20 protein-coding genes are annotated in these 17,935 nt (G+C 72.8%); 13 read left to right on the plus strand and 7 right to left on the minus strand.

The annotated features are described in order from the left end of the window. Positions 1-754: LCP family protein (locus tag NS354_RS00280; RefSeq protein WP_193750667.1), on the minus strand; the 754-nt coding region annotated here is incomplete at its 3' end. Between the two features lie 83 nt (positions 755-837). Next, the gene (locus NS354_RS00285) at positions 838-1,701 is read right to left on the minus strand and encodes an LPXTG cell wall anchor domain-containing protein (protein WP_058592634.1); all 864 of its coding nucleotides are present in this window, start codon (positions 1,699-1,701) and stop codon (positions 838-840) included. Positions 1,702-2,018: 317 nt separating this feature from the next. Here NS354_RS00285 and NS354_RS00290 point away from each other — a divergent pair, with 317 nt between their 5' ends. Then, a complete protein-coding gene (locus tag NS354_RS00290; protein WP_082677813.1) occupies positions 2,019-3,341 on the plus strand; it encodes an MFS transporter in 1,323 nt (440 codons plus the stop codon). Between the two features lie 31 nt (positions 3,342-3,372). Continuing rightward, on the plus strand, positions 3,373-4,509 hold the full coding sequence (locus NS354_RS00295; protein ID WP_058592635.1) for a 3-hydroxyisobutyryl-CoA hydrolase: 1,137 nt from the start codon (positions 3,373-3,375) through the stop codon (positions 4,507-4,509). Here NS354_RS00295 and NS354_RS00300 read toward each other — a convergent pair. Further along, positions 4,489-5,235, minus strand: a complete 747-nt coding sequence (locus tag NS354_RS00300) for an alpha/beta fold hydrolase (protein ID WP_058592636.1) — start codon at positions 5,233-5,235, stop codon at positions 4,489-4,491. The two genes, NS354_RS00295 and NS354_RS00300, sit on opposite strands and share 21 nt — an antisense overlap. Positions 5,236-5,308: 73 nt before the next feature. Here NS354_RS00300 and NS354_RS00305 point away from each other — a divergent pair, with 73 nt between their 5' ends. Then, complete coding sequence (locus NS354_RS00305; RefSeq protein ID WP_058592679.1) at positions 5,309-6,019, plus strand: helix-turn-helix transcriptional regulator; 711 nt, start codon at positions 5,309-5,311, stop codon at positions 6,017-6,019. Here NS354_RS00305 and NS354_RS00310 read toward each other — a convergent pair. Further along, positions 6,016-6,372, minus strand: a complete 357-nt coding sequence (locus tag NS354_RS00310; RefSeq protein ID WP_058592680.1) for a VOC family protein — start codon at positions 6,370-6,372, stop codon at positions 6,016-6,018. The two genes, NS354_RS00305 and NS354_RS00310, sit on opposite strands and share 4 nt — an antisense overlap. A 110-nt stretch (positions 6,373-6,482) precedes the next feature. Between NS354_RS00310 and NS354_RS00315 the strand changes: the two genes are divergently transcribed. Genes NS354_RS00315 through NS354_RS00325 form a run of 3 tightly spaced genes read left to right on the plus strand, consistent with a single transcriptional unit; the run spans position 6,483 to position 9,560 of the window. Beyond that, positions 6,483-7,313: a DNA-methyltransferase gene (locus tag NS354_RS00315; protein WP_058592637.1), complete on the plus strand. Its 831-nt coding sequence runs from the start codon at positions 6,483-6,485 to the stop codon at positions 7,311-7,313. After that, the gene (locus NS354_RS00320; RefSeq protein ID WP_058592638.1) at positions 7,310-8,815 is read left to right on the plus strand and encodes a PLP-dependent aminotransferase family protein; all 1,506 of its coding nucleotides are present in this window, start codon (positions 7,310-7,312) and stop codon (positions 8,813-8,815) included. The genes NS354_RS00315 and NS354_RS00320 overlap by 4 nt, the downstream gene beginning before the upstream one ends. 37 nt (positions 8,816-8,852) lie before the next feature. Continuing rightward, a complete protein-coding gene (locus tag NS354_RS00325; RefSeq protein WP_058592639.1) occupies positions 8,853-9,560 on the plus strand; it encodes a metal-dependent transcriptional regulator in 708 nt (235 codons plus the stop codon). Here NS354_RS00325 and NS354_RS00330 read toward each other — a convergent pair. Together NS354_RS00330 and NS354_RS00335 are read right to left on the minus strand one after the other, a co-directional pair. After that, a complete protein-coding gene (locus tag NS354_RS00330; RefSeq protein WP_082677818.1) occupies positions 9,535-9,924 on the minus strand; it encodes a DMT family transporter in 390 nt (129 codons plus the stop codon). The genes NS354_RS00325 and NS354_RS00330 overlap by 26 nt on opposite strands. A gap of 4 nt (positions 9,925-9,928) precedes the next feature. Further along, a complete protein-coding gene (locus tag NS354_RS00335; RefSeq protein ID WP_206542586.1) occupies positions 9,929-10,243 on the minus strand; it encodes a DMT family transporter in 315 nt (104 codons plus the stop codon). Between the two features lie 242 nt (positions 10,244-10,485). Between NS354_RS00335 and NS354_RS00340 the strand changes: the two genes are divergently transcribed. After that, positions 10,486-11,151, plus strand: a complete 666-nt coding sequence (locus tag NS354_RS00340) for a hypothetical protein (RefSeq protein ID WP_058592641.1) — start codon at positions 10,486-10,488, stop codon at positions 11,149-11,151. A 180-nt stretch (positions 11,152-11,331) separates the two neighbouring features. Here NS354_RS00340 and NS354_RS00345 read toward each other — a convergent pair whose 3' ends face one another. Beyond that, on the minus strand, positions 11,332-11,655 hold the full coding sequence (locus NS354_RS00345; RefSeq protein WP_058592642.1) for a GNAT family N-acetyltransferase: 324 nt from the start codon (positions 11,653-11,655) through the stop codon (positions 11,332-11,334). Between the two features lie 58 nt (positions 11,656-11,713). Between NS354_RS00345 and NS354_RS00350 the strand changes: the two genes are divergently transcribed. The 6 genes from NS354_RS00350 (at position 11,714) to NS354_RS00375 (ending at position 17,898) form a co-directional block, all read left to right on the plus strand. After that, positions 11,714-12,274, plus strand: a complete 561-nt coding sequence (locus tag NS354_RS00350) for a hypothetical protein (RefSeq protein WP_153002059.1) — start codon at positions 11,714-11,716, stop codon at positions 12,272-12,274. Further along, positions 12,271-13,953, plus strand: coding sequence for an adenosylhomocysteinase (locus NS354_RS00355; protein ID WP_241490273.1), 1,683 nt, complete (start codon positions 12,271-12,273; stop codon positions 13,951-13,953). Before NS354_RS00350 ends, NS354_RS00355 begins: the two co-directional genes overlap by 4 nt. Positions 13,954-13,963: 10 nt before the next feature. Further along, on the plus strand, positions 13,964-15,274 hold the full coding sequence (locus tag NS354_RS00360) for an amidohydrolase family protein (protein ID WP_058592644.1): 1,311 nt from the start codon (positions 13,964-13,966) through the stop codon (positions 15,272-15,274). Positions 15,275-15,402: 128 nt separating this feature from the next. Beyond that, positions 15,403-16,239 (plus strand): ABC transporter substrate-binding protein, encoded by an 837-nt coding sequence (locus tag NS354_RS00365; protein ID WP_058592645.1) that lies wholly within the window; start codon positions 15,403-15,405, stop codon positions 16,237-16,239. Positions 16,240-16,246: 7 nt separating this feature from the next. Then, positions 16,247-17,134 (plus strand): amino acid ABC transporter permease, encoded by an 888-nt coding sequence (locus NS354_RS00370; RefSeq protein WP_058592646.1) that lies wholly within the window; start codon positions 16,247-16,249, stop codon positions 17,132-17,134. After that, complete coding sequence (locus tag NS354_RS00375) at positions 17,131-17,898, plus strand: amino acid ABC transporter ATP-binding protein (RefSeq protein WP_058592647.1); 768 nt, start codon at positions 17,131-17,133, stop codon at positions 17,896-17,898. The genes NS354_RS00370 and NS354_RS00375 overlap by 4 nt, the downstream gene beginning before the upstream one ends. The last annotated feature ends 37 nt before the right edge of the window (positions 17,899-17,935 follow it).

The raw sequence follows: 17,935 nt of genomic DNA on the forward strand, positions 1-17,935 counted from the left end.
ACCCGGAGCAGCTCGTCGACGGGGCCTGGGTGCGCGTCTCGGACGACGCGGGCGCCCAGCAGCGCGCGCTCTGGTCGGCGCGCGTGCTCGACGGCGTGCGGATGGCGCGCGCCGACCAGAGCGCGCGCTGCTGGGCGCCCGCGTCGTCCGAGACGCGCACCCAGGCCCCGTCGACGAGCTGCTCCGGGTGGCGCGAGCGCACGAGTCCGAGTGCGGTCGCGCCGTCGACGCGCTGCGGGCCGGCCCGGTCGATATCGAGCTCGGCGGCCGGATCGCGCACGGGGAGCTCGACGTCGACCTCGATGCCGCCGAGTGCGTCGATCGCCTCGACGAACCCGGGTGCGTCGATCGACACGTAGCGGTCGACGGCGACTCCGGTCGCCGAGCAGACGCTCTGCATGAGCGCCTCGGGACCCTCGAGCAGGGACAGCGCGATCGGGCCGATGGCGTCGCCCGTCGCGACCAGGTCTCTCGGGATCGACATCGCCGATGCATCGCCGTTCGGGGCGAGCCGCACGAGCACCAGGGCATCTGCGCGGGCCTGCCCCTCCGGAGTGCTGCGCTGCACGTCGGAGGGTGCCCGTTCGATGCCGGAGTCGGCTCCGACGAACAGGTAGACGGTGCCGTCGGCGCCGGCCTGCTGCGAGCTGCCGAGTTCCGGCATCGCCACGGCATCGATGCGGCTCGCGAGCACGGCGGTCAGCCCGCCGAGTGCGAGCACGAGCACGAGGGCGGCGACGGCGACGGCGCGCATGGCACGGCGAAACGCCCCTGGTCGGGAACGGGGTCTCCCGTCCCGGCCAGGGGCGTCGCTCGATGCAGACTTATGCAGCTGGATTACTCCGCAGCGTGCGCCTTGCGGCGACCGAGTGCGAGCGCACCGGCGCCGAGTGCGAGAGCTGCGACGCCGCCCGCGATCGCGAACGGAGCGAAGTTCTCGCCGCCGGTGTTCGCGAGCTTCGCGCCCGGAGCGTAGGCCACGGGCTCGGTCGGGGTCACGCCGCCGCCGACGTTACCCGGATCGGCGGGAGCCGGAGCAACGGTGCCGTCGGTCACGGTCAGCGGAGCCGAGTACTCGGTGCCGCTGGTCTCGCCGATGAAGTAGACGTCGTACTCGCCGTAGGCGAGGGTGTTGCCGAGGGTGATGTCGCCCACGATCTCGCCGACCGCATTCGCCTGGACGGTGCCGAGCGACTCGATGACCTCGCCGTTCTGGCGGAACTCGACGCGCACGTTCTCGTCGGGCGCGTACCCGGCGCCCGAGAAGCCGAACGACTCGAAGTGATCGGCCTGGGCGACGTCGAGCTGCACGCCCGCTGCTGCGCTGACGAGCAGGTCGGCCGAGGCGTACTCGGTGATGCCGGCGTAGAGGTCGCATGCGGCGACGACCTCGTACACGCCGCTCTCAGCGGGGGTCGGGAGCGTCGCGGTCCACGAGCCGTCCTCGCCCGCGACGTCGGAGACGATCTCGGGCTCTTCGCCGTCGGCCGGAGCGATCGCGACGAGGTAGGTGCCGGGCGTGCCGGCCTCGTCGATGCAGGTCGCGCCGGTGACGGTGAACGACTCGGCGCCGAGCGTGATCTCCGGGCTGAGGGTGATGGGGTCGCCGGGCTCGACTGCCGTCGCAGCGCTGCCGCCGAACGTGAGGGCTGCGATCGCACCGATCGCGGCCGCTCCGGCGAGCTTCTTCGAGAACTTCATGTTGCCTCCGTGCTGGATGTGGAAAGGGGAGTTCGCGACTGCGGCCGTGCGAGGTTCGTGATCTCGACACCGCTCCGTGCACTCATGGCAGAACTTCGCCGCTCATGCGCCGTGATCCGCTGCAGAAGCACTTCTGGAGCGTCAGCCGAGAACAACGCTAGACGGTGCGTAAAAATTGAGCAAGCACTCAGGCAAGGATTTACTTTTCGTACTGCATGTGCAAGCTATCAGTACTCAAAAACGGGCTGATCGATACTGCATTTCGGCGGAAGTCGTGCAGTACGACCGCTCGACGTGGAGCGCGATAGATTGATGCGGTGAGATCCGAGGCCGGAGAGCGGCGCACCCGACTGCGCGCACTCCTCGTCGATACCGCTCCGCTGCGCGCGAGCCCGGCATTCGCGAAGCTGTGGACGGGAACCTCGATCGCGCAGATCGGCGCGCAGGTGACCATCGTGGCCGTCGGCCTCCACATCTTCGAGATCACACGATCGACCTTCGCCGTCTCGCTCGTCGCCCTCTGGGCGCTCGGGCCGATGATCCTCGCCGGCTTCGTGGGCGGCGCCCTCGCCGACGCCTTCGACCGGCGCCTCGTCGCGCTGGTGACCGCGATCGCGGCGTGGTGCAGCATCGGCGTGATGACCGTCATCGCCTTCCTCGACGTGCAGGCGACGTGGCCGTACTACGCGCTCGCCGCCGTCAACGCCGCATCGGCGACCATCATGGGGGCGACGCGCGGCGCGATCCTGCCCCGCCTGCTCCCGGCCCAGCTGCTGCCCGCCGCGGCCGCGCTGAGCGGGATCACCATGGGCCTCGCGATCACCGTCGGGCCCGCGGTGGCCGGCGTGCTCGTCGCGAGCGTCGGCGTGCCCTGGACCTACCTGCTCGACGCGGTGCTCTTCACGGGCGCCTTCCTCGGCATCCTCAGCCTGCCGCGCATGGCCCCCGATGGCGACCGCACGGCACCCGGCTTCGGCTCGGTGCTGGAGAGCCTCCGGTTTCTGCGCCGCGCCCCCAACGTGCGGGCCACCTTCATCTGGGACCTCATCGCGATGATCTTCGGCACGCCCCGAGTCGTGTTCCCCGCAGCCGGGGCGCTCGTGCTGGGCGGAGGGCCGGTCACCGTGGGTGCGCTGACCGCCGCGTTCGCCCTCGGAGCGCTGGTGAGCGGCCTCCTCTCCGGGCCGCTCGGTGCGGTGCGGCGCCAGGGGCGCGCCGTCACCCTCGCCGTCGCGGCGTTCGGCGCATGCACGGCGCTCTTCGGGCTCGTGCTGCTCGTCACCGCCGCGACCGCCGGCGTGACGGAGCGCAGCGACGCGCCCATCATCCCCGCCATCGTTCTGGCGGGCCTCGCACTCGCGGGCACCGGGGCCGCCGACAACGTCAGCGCCGTGTTCCGCACCACGATCCTGCAGACCGCCGCCCCCGACGACGTGCGGGGGCGGATGCAGGGGATCTTCTACGTCGTGGTCGCGGGCGGGCCGCGCGTCGGCGATCTGCTCGCCGGTGCGGTCGCCACCCTCGTCGCCCTGTGGGCGCCGGCGCTGCTCGGCGGCGTCGTGATCCTCGGCATCATGCTGGTGCTGCTGCGCACCGCGACCGGCTTCCAGCGCTACGACGCGCATCGCCCCAGCCCCTGAGCGCAGCGCGCGGCGGTGATACGGTGCTGAGATGAGCGCCACACCGCAGTCGCAGTCGATCGATTCCGCCGATGCACCGCTCGTGCTCGTCCGCCGGGACGGGGCGATCACGCACATCACGCTGAACCGGCCGCGCGCCATCAACGCCCTGAACAGCGAGATGTTCGCGCGTCTCGCGGCGGCGATCGCGTCCGCGCAGAGCGACGGCACGCGGGCGGTGCTGCTCGACGGCGCCGGCGACCGCGGCTTCTGCGGGGGCGGCGACATCAAGGAGCTCTCCCGCGGCTCCGCCGGAACGATTCTCGCGGAGGAGTACCGGCTCGATCACGCGATCAGCGTCTCCGAGGCGCCCGTCGTCGGCGTCATGGACGGCATCGCGATGGGTGGGGGCATCGGGCTCGCCGGGCATGCGGCTGTCCGAGTGGTGACCGAGCGCAGCCGTCTCGCGATGCCGGAGGCCCGGATCGGCATCGTGCCCGATGTGGGCGGGCACCTGCTGCTCGCGGGAGCGCCCGAGCGGCTGGGCGAGCTGCTCGCCGTCTCCGCGGGCGACATGACCGCGGGCGACGCCATCGCGCTCGGCTTCGCCGACGTCTTCGTGCCAACGGAGCGGCTCCCCGAGCTGCGCGCGGCGCTCGCCGCGGGGGAGGAGCCGCGATCCGCCGCCGAGCGGCTCGCCGAGGCCGCGCCCGCCTCGGATCTGCTGCGCGCACGCGAGTGGTGGTCGCCGATCGCCGCATCGGTGTTCGGCGCGCAGGAGCCGCCGGCCGCGGAGGATCCCGCAGGCACGGCGCTCCGCCTGATCCGAGCGCTCGAGGGGAGCGACGCCTCCGAGGCGGCCTGCCTCGCCGCGACCGTGCGCGCCATGAGCCCGACCTCGGTCGCGGTGACGCTCGCGCAGCTCGACCGCACGCGACGTCTCGCCCTCGATCTCGCCGCGGTGCTGACCGACGACCTGCGCACCCTCGGCCGACTCACCGCGCGGCCCGACTTCGCCGAGGGGGTGCGCGCTCAGGTCATCGACAAGGATCGCTCGCCGCACTGGAAGCCCGCACGCATCGAGGATCTCGACGCGGCGGAGCTCGCCGCGATCCTCGACCCCGCGCCGCGGCCGGAGGAGGAGCCGCTCGACCTCGGGCTGCCCGTCTTACTCGCGCGCGACGCGTGAGGCCGCCGCCCGGAGAACCGCGGCGAGGTCGCTCGGGCGGCTCCACATCGGCCAGTGCCCGGTGGGCAGGTCGACGACCTCGAGGTCGGCGAGCATCGCCACTTCGGCGAACATCGGGTGCCCCGACCGAGCGAGCTCCAGCACCTGCGCGCCGGGGATGGAGCAGCAGACCAGCGTCGTCGGGATGCCGTGCCGCGCGGCATTCGGGAGGTCGACGCGCCCGCGCAGCACCGGGCCGGGAACGGGAACGGCCCGGTCGCGGAAGCGCGCGAGGTCGGCGGCGCTCAGCCCGTCGAGACTCGCCTGCTGAGCGAGTTCGTCGAACGGGGGAAGCGCGACCTCCGCGACCCCTTCGGGCAGGTCGGGGGCGAAGACGCTGCCCGAGGCGATGGGGCCGGAGTCGACCCAGACGATCCGCTCGACGAGCTCGGGGTGCCGATCCGCGAACAGGGTCACGGGCGCGTTCGCCCCGCTGTGGGCGACGATCACGGCCCGTCGGGGAGGCGCGCCCGCGTGACTCGCGAGATGCGCACGGATGGCTCCGGCCTGGTCGGCGAGCGTCGCCCGCCTCCGCTCGGGGTCGTGCGGATCGAAGCCGGGGAGGGTGAGGGCGTTCGCCCGCAGGCCGGTCGCGCTGAGCTGCTGGAGTACCGCGTCCCATGCCCAGGAGCCGAGCCAGTGGCCGGCGATGAGCAGGATGGGCGGGGTGCTGAGATGTGTGGTCATGCGAGCAGTCTCGAACACGCCGCGGGCAGCGGTGTGTCACTATTCATGTCATGAATCGGATTCGGTGTCGGCCGTGAAGCGAGTGGAGCGACTGCACGCGCTCTCGGAGATGCTCCGCCGCAGCGGCGCGCGGGGAATCACCGCGGATCGGCTCGCGCGCGAGTTCGACGTGTCGGTACGCACCGTGAAGCGGGACCTCGCGGCGCTCGAGCGGAGCGGCGCCCCGATCTGGTCGCGGCCCGGGCCGGGCGGGGGCTACGGGTTCGCGCCCGGCTCGTCGCTGCCGCCGGTCTCCCTCTCCCCGGCTCAGGCCGTCGCGCTGCTCGCGGCCGTCTCCGCCGCACCCGACGCGCCCTTCGCCGATCTGGCAGCCGCAGGCGTGCGCAAGATCGTCGACGTGCTCGACCCGCGCACGCGGGCCAGGGCCGAGGACCTCGCGCAGCGGGTGTGGGTGGACGCACCGCAGGCGCGATCCCGCGCCATCGCCTCGGCGCTCGAGGAGGCGATGACCGAGCAGCGCGCGCTCCGCATCCGCTACACGGCCGGCGACGGCGCCGTCACCACGCGCGACGTCGAACCGGTGCTCTTCGCCTCGACAAACGGCCAGTGGTATCTCGTGGGGTGGTGCCGCCTCCGCGACGCGATGCGCTGGTTCGCCGTATCGCGCATCGAGCGGGCGAGCGTCACCGCCTCGCCGTGCAGCGGGCACGCCGTCGCGGAGGCGGGCACCCCGCCCGCGACGGCGCGCCCCGTGCACGCGCCGTCGCGGGTGAGCGGCGACTAGTGCGGGTCGCCGATGCAGAACTCGTTGCCGTCGGGATCGGAGAACGTGTCCCAGGCCAGCCCGCCCTCGCCCCGGCGCCCGAGGTGCGTCGCGCCCGCCGCCACCCACTCGTCGACGAGACCGGAGCGGTCCGCCGAGGCGTCGACCTCGAAGTCGAGATGCAGACGGTTCTTGCCCGGGCCCGGATCGTCGACCTTCTGGAAGCCGAGGGCCGCCGGCAGCTGCGGCGCGCGCACCACGCAGAACCAGCCGTCCGCCTCGTGCACGATCTCGCCGCCGAGCCGCTCCGCCCACCAGCCCGCGAGCGCCCGCGGATCCGTCGTGTCCATCGTGATCATTCCCAGACCGATCATGCCCGCCCCGTTCATCGTCGTACGCTTCCTCCACGGTACGGGGTTCGGCGACGGGCCGGTAGCCTGAGACGGTGACTGAGCCCTGGAACGCGAGCGGGCCGAGCCGAGTGATGCTGGGCGACAATCTGCCGATCCTGCGCGCCCTGCCGTCGGCGGCCTTCGCCGTGGCCTACCTCGACCCGCCGTTCAACACCGGCCGGCTGCGGCGCGCCGAACGGGTGCGCGGCGCGCGCGTCGACGGCCCGATCACGGGGGCAACCGGCGGCCGACTCGGCTTCCGCGGGCAGGGGTACCGCGTGACCCGGGAGATGACGCTCGGCTACGACGACCGGTTCGGCGATTACTGGGACTTCCTGGAGCCGCGTCTCGAGGAGACCTGGCGGCTACTCTCGCCCGACGGCCTCCTCTACCTGCACCTCGACTACCGCGAGGTGCACTACGCGAAAGTGCTGCTCGACGCGCTCTTCGGCCCCGAGTGCTTCATCAACGAGATCATCTGGGCGTACGACTACGGTGCGCGGGCGAAGCGGCGCTGGCCCGCGAAGCACGACAACATCCTCGTCTACGCGAAGCACCCCGACTGGTACCACTTCGACGCCGACGCGGTGGATCGCGAGCCGTACATGGCGCCCGGCCTCGTGACGCCCGAGAAGGCCGCGCTCGGCAAGCTCCCCACGGACACGTGGTGGCACACCATCGTCTCGCCCACCGGCAAGGAGCGCACCGGGTACCCCACGCAGAAGCCGGCCGGCATCCTCCGCCGCATCGTGCAGGCGTCGTCGCGGCCCGGCGACTGGGTGCTCGACCCCTTCGCCGGAAGCGGCACCGCCGGCGCCGTCGCGCATCAGCTCGGCCGGGAGTTCCTGCTCATCGACGACAACCCCGAAGCCGTCTCCGTGATGCGCGAACGCCTCCACGGCACCGGGGCGGTCTTCGCATGAGCGCGCGCACCCGCGCGGTGAGCGGGCTCCCCGTGCACATCGACCGCTCCTCGAGCTCGCCGCTGCCCGTGCAGATCGCCGCGGCCCTGCGCGAGGCGATCGACGCGTCGCTGATCCGCCCGGGAGAAGCGGTTCCCGCGACGCGCGATCTGAGCCGCCGGCTCGGCGTCGCGCGCGGCGTCGTCGTCGCGGCGTACGAGCAGCTCATCGCCGAGGGGTACCTCGCCGCGTCGCAGGGGCGCGGCACGCTAGTGCACCCCGACCTCGCCCGCACGAGCCCCGGCGCCGGGGTCGGCGTCAGTGCCGCGCGCCCCGCGATCCCCGTCGGCGCGCGACCGGACGGGGACGGAGATGCGACGGAGGCCGAGGCGCTCGTCGGCGCGGTGCGCCCGGCGGCCCTCGCTCCCGGCGCACCGATCACGGAGGGCGTCGTCAGCCCGGCGTGGCGGTCCGCGTGGCGCGAGGCCGCTGCCAGCCTCGAAGTCGCCGAGACGGTCGCGCCACCGCTCGGGGACCCGTCGCTGCGTCGCGAGATCGCGGAGCACCTCCGCCGGATGCGCGGCACGCCGCGTGCCGCCGCCGACGTGCTCGTCACGGCGGGCACGCGCGACGGGCTCTGGCTGCTGCTCACCGCACTCGGCGCCACCCGGGGCCGCACCCTCGCGGTCGGCGTCGAAGACCCCGGCCTGCCGTCGCTGCGCGGGGCGGCATCGCGCGCCGGCGCGAGCATCGTCGCCCTGCCCGCCGACGCGCTCGGCCTCGACACCGCCCGACTCCCCGACGGCATGCTCGACGCCGTCATCGTGACGCCGAGCCACCAGTACCCGCTGGGCGGATCGCTGCCGCTCGCGCGACGGCGGGAGCTTCTCGCATGGGCGCACCGCAACGGCGTCGTGATCATCGAGGACGACTTCGACTCCGAGCTGCGCTACACGGGCACACCGCTTCCCACGCTCGCCGCGCTCGACGACGCGGAGCGCGGCGTGGTCGTGCTGCTCGGCACGTTCTCGCGCACGATCACCCCGGCGCTCTCGGCCGGGTACCTGCTCGCGCCGGCCGGGCTGCGGGCGCTCATCGAGCCCGTGCGCCGCGACCTCGGCGGCCCCGTCTCGAGCGTCGTGCAGTCCGCGCTCGCCGCCTACCTCGCGAGCGGCGAGCTGCGGCGGCACACGGTGCGCATGCTGCGGCGCTACGCCGTGCGCCGCGATCTCGTATCGGAGCGCCTCGCCGGGGCCGAGCACGCCCGGGTGCGCCCGATGGACGGCGGGCTGCACGCCGTCATCGAGTTCTCGGGAGACCCGGAGCGCGCTCGACGCCGGGAGGCGGACGTGATCGCGGAGGCCGAGCCGATGCGACTCGGCGTGCAGGCGCTGGGCCGGTACTGGCAGCGCACGGATCGCGATGCGGGCATGGCGGGACTCGTGATCGGCGTGGGCGGCGATGACGACGCCGCGTTCGACGCCGCGCTGCGCGAGCTGCGCGCGATCCTCGACCGCGTCTGACGCGGCGGCGAGACGCGGGGCCGGATATCCTGGGCGGGTGAGTGTCGACGATCTGTCTCCGAGCGTCCAGAACTACCTGAAGGTGATCTGGGGGCTGCAGGAGTGGTCCGACGCCCCGGTCTCGAACTCGGCGATCGCCGAGGTCGCCGGGGTGCGGCTCTCGACCGTCTCCGACGCCCTGCGCAAGCTCTCCGACCTCGGCCTCATCGGCCATGCGCGGTACGGCAGCGTCACGCTCACCGATCTCGGACGCGGGCACGCGGTCGCGATGATCCGGCGGCACCGGCTGCTCGAGACCTTCCTCGTGCGGCACCTCGGGTACGAGTGGGACGAGGTGCACGACGAGGCCGACCGACTGGAGCACGCCGTCTCCGACGAATTCATCGACCGCATGGACCGGGTGCTCGGCTACCCGACGCGCGACCCCCACGGCGACCCGATCCCGAGCGCCGCGGGTGCCGTGCACCGTCCCGACGCGGTGCAGCTGCTCACCGCTCCCGCTCCGAGCCGCGCGCGGGTCGAGCGCATCTCCGACGCCGACAACGGCATGCTCCAGTTCTTCGCGGGCCGCGGCATCGTGGTCGACGCCGTGCTCCACGTGCTCCCGGGCGAGCCCTACTCCGAGACGGTGACGGTGCGCGTCGGCGAGGAGCGCGCAGACGCCGCCGCGGTGAGCCTCGGGCCGGCCGCGGCGGCGTCGGTCTGGGTGTCGCTCGAGGCTACGCCGGATCCTTCACGAACTTGAGCCCGATCACGCATCCGATGATGCCGGCGAGGAACAGCAGTTTCAGCACCGAGAGCGTCTCGGTGCCGAGCACCAGTGACACGCCGACGGTCAGCGCCGCCCCGAGGCCGGTCCAGATCGCGTAGGCGGTGCTCACGGGGATGCCGCGCATCGCGTACCCCAGGCCGATCATGCTCAGCGGATTCGCGATGCAGAAGACGATCGTCGGCACGATCACCGTGAACCCCTGCGACTCGTGCAGCGCGAGCGCCCAGATCGATTCGAGGATCGCACTCGCGAGCAGAACGAGCCAGTGGGAGCGCCCGGCGACCTTGGGGGCGCGTGCGCGCAGGTCTGCGGGAGCCGCCCTGCGGATCGCGCGCACCACGTCAGCTCACCGCCTTCAGGCCGACGACGCAGGCGATGAGGCCGGCGAGCAGCACGACGCGCATGAGGCTCGCCCGGTCGGCGCCGGTCAGCATCGCCCACGCCGCCGTCAGCACCGCTCCGATGCCGACCCACACGGCGTAGGCCGTGCCGACCGGGATCTGGGTCATGCCGTACGCGAGACCCGCCAGGCTGGCGAGGTAGCTCACCACGAACACGGCGGTGGGCCAGAACCTGCGGAACCCCTTCGACGCGTCGAGGGCCGTCGCCCACACCGCCTCCAGCATTCCGCTCAGAATCAACAGTATCCATGCCAGTGACATGAGTTCGGTCTTCCTGGCAGTCGTCGATATGCGGGTACTGCTCCCTCGTCCGCACCCCGTCGCCGCGGGGTCTCCTCCAGTTTCGCACATCACCGCGGCGGGGCGCCCAGGCGCTGCACAGGTGCCCGGATCGGGGAGCCGCGCGCCGCCGGGTCGCGGATCGCCGAACGGGCCTGTGCGAGCGCGAGCGATAGGAGATAATGGGGGAGTGCCCGCGAGGGCGGGGAAGGAGTGCGGTGTTCGGCTGGATGAAGAAGCGCAAGCGGGGTTCGGCGCGCCCGCCCCGGCGGCTTCCCCGGCGAGTACTGGCTCCGGTCGAGGAGATCACCGAGCAGGGTCTGCTCGTCGCCGACGTGGCGGTGCGCATGACGGTGAAGAACGCCATCATCATGAACGCGCTGAAGCGGCACGTGGACTACGACGCTCACCAGATCATCGACATGGTGCGGGAGACCACCATCGACCTCGCCGAGGAGCGCGAGCGCGACGCGAAGCACATCTCGCGCATGCGCGGCGAGATCCGGGACACGGGGCGGAGCTCGTGGAGCGAGTCCGATTACGGCAACGAGGACAACCGCACGCTGCGCCACCGCCAGGAGGTGTACGAGAAGGTCGCCGAGGAGCTGCGCGACCGCGCCGCGGATGACGACTACCTGAACGCCGCCGCCGAGCGGGCGCGCGAGATGGCCTGGGCTGAGATCGGCACCTCGCTGGCGGACCGGGCCGAGCATCCGTATTACAGCGGCGGCAACAACGACGAGTATCGCGAGGAGCGCGAGGGGCGCATCCAGCAGCTCATCGAGAAGGATCTCACCGCGCTGATGCAGCAGACTCAGGCCCCGACGAAGGTGCGCAAGTTCAAGCGCAAGGAGAAGAGCAAGGCCGGCGACGCCGAGCACTGAGCACGGCGGGTGGAGCCGCGGCGCGGGATGTCGCTGCCGCTCGGTGCGGGGTTCGGGCCCGGTGCGTGATCCTGCTGCCGCTTCGGTGGGAGATTCGGGCTCGGTGAGACCGTTCTGGCGCGTCTCGCCTCACCGAAGCCGGATCGCCGACGCTCGATGCCGGGCGCGGCCTCCGGCGATCTAGCCGCGCAGCAGTTCGGGGTGCCGCTGCAGATAGCCGTCGATGAACCAGCACGACGCCTCGACGCGGCGCTCGCCCACGGCCTCGCCCGTTACGGCGCGCCGGGCGAGCAGGCCCGAGAGGCCCGTGCCGCGCAGCTCGGGCGCGACGACGGTGTGGTCGAAGTCGATGACGCCGTCGCCGCGCAGCGAGTAGTGCGCCTCGCCGACCACGCGGCCCCCATCGGCGCCGCTCGCGGTGATGACGTAGCGGCTGCGTTCGGGCTCGTGAGAGATGGTGAATCCGTCCGCAGCGGCCCCTGCCTCGTTCTCGTATCTCGCCATGCGGCCAGCCTAACCGGCTGCAGCGACGGGAGGGGAGGGGCCGCGGTATTCTCGGAGGATGCGTCGAGCCCGCCGAACCCTGCTGCTGGTGGGCGCGGGCGTGCTCGCGCTCGCCGCCGCCGGGTGCGCTGAACCGGAGCCCGAGCCCGAACCGCTGTCGATGACGCGCGCGGCCGAGGTCTACCTCGCGGCGGTCTGCCCCGTGAACGAGGCCTGGGACGCGGCGGACGTCGAGCTCGACCGGCTCAGGCTCGCCGCGACCCGGGAGGACGCGAACAGTACGGCGGCGTTCGCCGAGGCCATGAGCGTCGTCGCCGAGCGCAGCGGAGCGGCCGCGTCGTCGCTCGCCTCGGAGGAGCGCGCGTGGCCGGCGGAGGCGGAGGAGCCGGTCGCCGCCGTCGCCGAGACGCTCGCGGCCGATCGCGAGCAGGCGTCGCGGGTGGCCGCGCTCCCCGCCGAAGACCTCGTGGCCTACCGGTGGGACGGAGCCGACGACGTCGGCGCGACCGCCGCCGAGGCGCGAGCCGCGCTCGGCCTCCCCGACGACGCCGCCGAGGCGTGCGCCGCGTGGCGGGCGAGTGGCGAAGAGGCCGCGGAGCCCGAGGAGGATCCCCAGTGAACCAGTCAGCGGAAGCGCGCGAGGTCGGTCCGGCTCAGGCCCTCGCGGCGGAGCGCGCGATCCGTGCGGCCGCGCGCGCGGGCAATCGCTTGATCGCGGGCGCGACGGTCTCGGTCGATCTCGATCGGCCGACCGCGCGAGCGCACCTCATCGGGGCGCTCCGCCGCATGGGCGCGCGGCTGCGTCCCGCCGGGGAGGCCGTCGACTTCGCGTTCGTCGACCGCGCACCCGCTGAACCCGGGTCCGCACCCGGGTCCGCACCCGGATCCGTCGACGGAGCACGCTCCGAGTCCGCGTCCGCGGCCGGGCTCCCCGGCGTCGTGGTGGGACTCGACGGCGGCGTGCGACCGCGCCGAGGTGCGAGCGCCGCGTCGCGCATCGCCTGGGCCGCCGCCGGCATGCCCGCGACGGCGACGCTCGCCGGTCTGCTCGGCGCCGAGGGCTCCCATCGGGGGGTCCGCGTCGGTGTGAGCCTCGTGCTCGAGCCCAAGACGGCCGCGTTCGCCCGGCTCCTCGCCGACGCGGGCTGCTCGGTGGCCGTGTTCAGCGCCGTCTCCGAGACGGATCCCGAGATCGCGGAGGAGCTCGCCCGCGACGGGCGGATCGCGGTGTTCGCCCCGCGGGCCGGCGATTCCGCGCGGTCGGCCGCTGACGTGGACGCCGCGCACGCGGCCGCGATCCTCGACTGGGGCCCCGAGTACCTCATCGACGACGGTGCGCACCTCATCCGCCTGGCGCACAGCGAGCGGCCGTCGGCGCTGGCGCGGTTGCGGGGCGCGGCCGAGGAGACGACGAGCGGGGTGCGGCCGGTGCGCGAGATGGCCGCGCTCGACGCGCTTCGACTCCCCGTGATCGCCGTGAACGACGCCCGTACCAAGACGGATTTCGACAATCTGATCGGCACGGGGCAGTCGTGCGTGCTCGCGATCGCCGACGTGCTCGACGCCGCGCGCGACGCGGTGCCGTACACCGGCGTTGCGGGAACCCGGTGGGCGGTGGTCGGATACGGACCGGTCGGGCAGGGCGTCGCGCGTTTCGCTTCGGCGCTCGGCGCCGAGGTGGTGGTGGTGGAGCGCGATCCGGTGCGCGCCCTGGCAGCCCTCCACGACGGCCACGAGGCGGAGTCGTCGCGGTCCGCGCTCTCCCGGGCCGACGTCGTGGTCAGCGCGACCGGGGTGTGGCACACGCTCGACGCGCAGGCCGTGTCGTCGCTGCAGGACGGCGCCGTCCTGGCGGTGGCCGGGGGAATCGACGACGAGATCGCCCTCGACCAGCTGCGCGAAGCCGGGTGGGAGGAGCACGAGGTCGCTCGCGGGGTCGCCGAATGGCGCGCCCCGGCCCTGCACGACGGTCGCGGTGTGCTCGTGCTCGCCGAGGGCGGCGGGGTCAATTACACGGCCGCCGAGGGCAACCCGATCGAGGTGATGGACCTCTCGTTCGCCACGCAGGTGGCCGCGCTCGCGCAGCTCATCGAGGCGGAGCCGCCGGAGGGCGTGCACCGGCTCTCGGACGCGGACGAGCGGCGCGTCGCCGCCGCAGCGCTCGCCGCGCGCGGCGGCGACGTCGATCCGTCCCCCGGCGCGCCTCGCGCCGGGGGCGCCGCGCAGCCGTGGACGGTGCATCGGTACCGCTCGACGAGGGACGGGCGGGCGACGGGCGACGGCGCGCCGACGCCTTAGACTCGTGCGAGTGAACCCCGCAGCTCCCGTCGTCGTCTACAGCGCCGCACTCGTCTTCCCCGTCACCAGCCCGCGCATCGTCGACGGCGCGGTCGCCGTGCAGGGAGAGTACATTCTGCACGTCGGGGATCGGCGCTGGGTGCTCGACGTGCTCGCCCAGCGCGGCATGTCGTTCCGCGAGGAGCACTGGGACGGCGTGCTCGCGCCCGGCCTCGTCAACGCGCACACGCACCTGCAGTACACCGGGATGCGCGAGGTCGCCGCCCGCAACTACACCGGCTTCGACCACTGGGGCGACGCGTTCGACGCCGTGTACGCCCGCGAGTCGCACGACTGGGAGGCCGCGGCGGCGGAGGGCGCGCAGCTCTCGCTCGCGGCGGGAGTGACGGCCGCCGCCGACGTGGTCACCGACCGAGAGGCGCTCGGCGCGCTGCACGCTTCGGGGATGCACGGCATCGCGTACTGGGAGGTCTACGGCGCCAGCAACACCGACTGGACGCCCGAGGCGAAGGACGCCGTGCGCGAGCAGATCCGCCGCATCCCGACGCCCCCGGGCGCCGGCGTCTCCCCGCACGCCCCCTACTCGCTCGAGGTGCAGCCGCTCCTCGAACTGCCCGACATCGTGCGCGAGGAGGGGTTGCGGCTGCACATCCACCTCGCGGAAGCCCACATGGAGCGCGAGTTCGACGGGATCGACGGGTACGTCGGCGCAGGCCCGGGCGGGCACGGAGCGTGGCCCGAGCTGGGAGCCGACAGCTTCCGCGCGCTGCGCTCGCACGGCATCGGGGTCTCCTCCACCCAGTTCGTCGACCACCTCGGCGTGCTCGGCCCCGACTGCCACATCGCGCACGGGGTGTACGTGAGCGCCGAGGATCGCGCCCTGCTGCGCGCCCGCGGCACGAGCGTGGCGCTCTGCCCGCGCTCGAACGAGGTGATCGGTCTCGACATGCCACCGGTGGCGGCCTACCTGCGCGAAGGCAATGCGATCGCAGTCGGCACCGACTCGCTCTCCTCGTCGCCGTCGCTCGACCTGCTGGCGGACGTGGCCAAGCTCTACCGCGTGGCGCGCGAGCAGGGCTACCGAGCCGACGACCTGCACCAGCGGCTCCTCGGCGCCGCCACGCTGGGCGGGGCGACGGCGCTCGGGCTCAACGTCGGCAAGCGTCGCATCGGCCAGCTCGGCGTCGGGGCGCTCGCCGATCTCGCGTTCTTCGACCTGCCGGTGCACGATCCGGACGCGTCGCTGGCCGAGCTCGTCGAAGCCGGGGCCGGCCGTGCGCGCCGCACGATCGTCGGCGGCGTCGAGAAGTTCCGGCGCTGAGGCCGCCGGCACGATCCTCCGTGACGCCGCGTGACGACCGACGCACCGGCGCGGGCCTCGTCTCATATAATGAACGTCGTTCGACGGTGCATGACCCAGCGCCCTCGCCCCGAAGCTTAGGAGTTCTCATGCCTCGTCAGTTCCGCTGTGCCCCGGCCGTCGCCGTCGGAGCCGCAGCACTTCTCGCGCTCTCCGCATGCAGCGGGGGCGGCGGCGGAGCCGCCGACGACGCCGGGGTCGGCCCGGTGAACGAGGGCAAGCTCACCATCGCGACCGGCGAGCCTGCCTACGCCCCCTGGGTGATCGACGACGCCCCCGAGAGCGGCGAGGGCTTCGAAGCCGCGGTCGCGTACGCCGTGGCCGAGGAGCTCGGGTTCGCGAAGGACGACGTCGAATGGGTGCGCACGAGCTTCGACGCAGCCATCGCTCCGGGCCCGAAGGACTTCGATCTCAACATCCAGCAGTTCTCGGTGAGTGAGGAGCGCGAGCGCGCCGTCGACTTCTCCGCCCCGTACTACGAGACCACGCAGGCCGTGGTCGCCGCCGGCGGCACCGACGCTGCGAAGGCCACGAGCATCGCCGATCTGAAGGATGCGGCGCTCGGCGTCGCCTCGGGCACGACCTCGCTGACCGTCGCGGAGGAGGTCATCGCCCCCACCACCGATCTGCAGGTCTTCAACAGCGTCGACGACGCCGTCGCCGCCCTGCAGAACGGCACGATCGACGCACTCGTCACCGACCTTCCCGGCGCGTTCTACGTGCGCGACGCCCAGCTCGACGACGGCGTGATCGTCGGTCAGCTCGACTCCGCGGAGGGCGGTGACGAGTTCGCCTTCGTACTGCCGAAGGACTCGTCGTTGACCGACGACGTCTCCGACGCGGTCGAAGCGCTCCGCGAGAACGGCACCCTCGACGATCTCGCCGCAGAGTGGATCGCCGATCAGGGTGCGCCGGTACTGGAGTAGCCCCGACGTGACCCCCGCCCCGCACTCCACCGGCACACGGAGCCCGGATCCGGAGTTCGCGCCGAGCGCCATCGAGATCGAACGGCGCAGCTATCGGCGCGCTCGCAAGCGCCAGTCGGTGCTCATCAGCATCGCCAGCACGCTGGTGTTCGCCGCCGTGCTCGTCCTCGTGCTGGTGAACAGCCCCGGCTGGGACGCGGTGCGCGAGACCTTCTTCGACCCCGCCGTCGCGGTCGACGCGTTCCCGCGCGTCATCACGGGCCTCTGGCTCAACATCCAGGTGCTCTTCGTCGCGGCGATCGGCGTCGCCGTTCTCGGCACGCTCCTCGCGATCGCGCGCACGCTGAAGGGCCCGGTCTTCACGCCGCTGCGACTCATCGCAGCCGGCTACACCGACCTCTTCCGCGGCATCCCGGTGCTGCTCGTGCTCTACCTGGTCGGGTTCGGCATTCCGGGGCTCGAGCTCACCGGCCGCCTGCCGGCGCAGTTCTGGGGCACGATCGCGCTGATCCTCTGCTACTCGGCGTACGTGTCGGAGGTGCTCCGCGCCGGCATCGACGCCGTGCACCCCTCGCAGCGCCTCGCGGCCCGGTCCCTCGGGCTCAGCCACGCGAAGACGCTGCGGCTCGTCGTGATGCCGCAGGCGGTGCGCAAGGTGACTCCGGCGCTCATGAACGACTTCGTGTCGATGCAGAAGGACGTCGGTCTGATCTCGGTGCTCGGAGCGGTCGACGCGATCCGCGCCGCCCAGATCGAGGTGGCCTCGAGCTACAACTTCACGCCCTACGTGCTCGCGGGCGTGCTCTTCGTGCTGCTCTCGCTGCCCTTCATCAGGCTGACGGACTGGCTGACGGCGCGCGCTCAGCGGCGCGAGCAGATCGGAGGCGCGGTATGAGCGCGCAGGAATCCCCGTCGCAGCCGGTACTCGACGTGCAGGGCGTGCACAAGCGCTTCGGCGGCCAGCACGTGCTGCGCGGCATCGACCTGACCGTGCGGCAGCACGAGGCGGTGGTGCTGATCGGCGCCTCCGGGTCGGGCAAGTCGACCCTGCTGAAGACCGTCAACCTGCTGGAGCAGATCGACGACGGCCGCATCGTGCTCGCCGGCGACGACATCACCGACCCGCGAGCGGACGTCGACGCGGTGCGGGCGAGGATCGGCGTCGTCTTCCAGCACTACAACCTGTTCCCGCACATGACGGTGCTCGCGAACGTCGTGCTCGCCATGCGCAAGGTCTTCGGAGCACCGCGGGCGGAGGCGGAGCGGCGCGGGCTCGAACTGCTCGCGCGCATCGGCCTCGGCGACAAGGCGGGGGAGTACCCCGACCGGCTCTCCGGCGGGCAGCAGCAGCGCGTCGCGATCGTGCGCGCGATCGCGACGAACCCGGAGCTGCTGCTGCTCGACGAGATCACGAGCGCGCTCGATCCGCAGCTCGTGGGCGAGGTGCTCGATCTCGTGAGCGAGCTCAAGGCGGCGGGATCCACGATCGTCATGGCGACGCACGAGATGTCGTTCGCGCGCCGCGTCGCCGACCGCATCGTCTACCTCAAAGACGGCGTGATCATCGAGTCGGGTACGCCGGAGCAGATCTTCGACCACCCCCAGCGCCCGGAGACGCGGGAGTTCCTCGCGCGGGTGAGCGACCCGTTCACCGCGTGAACGATTCCCGAACGGGGGAATGGAAGCAGCGCACGCT

The organism is Leucobacter chromiiresistens (assembly GCF_001477055.1).
Lineage (GTDB): Bacteria > Actinomycetota > Actinomycetes > Actinomycetales > Microbacteriaceae > Leucobacter > Leucobacter chromiiresistens_A.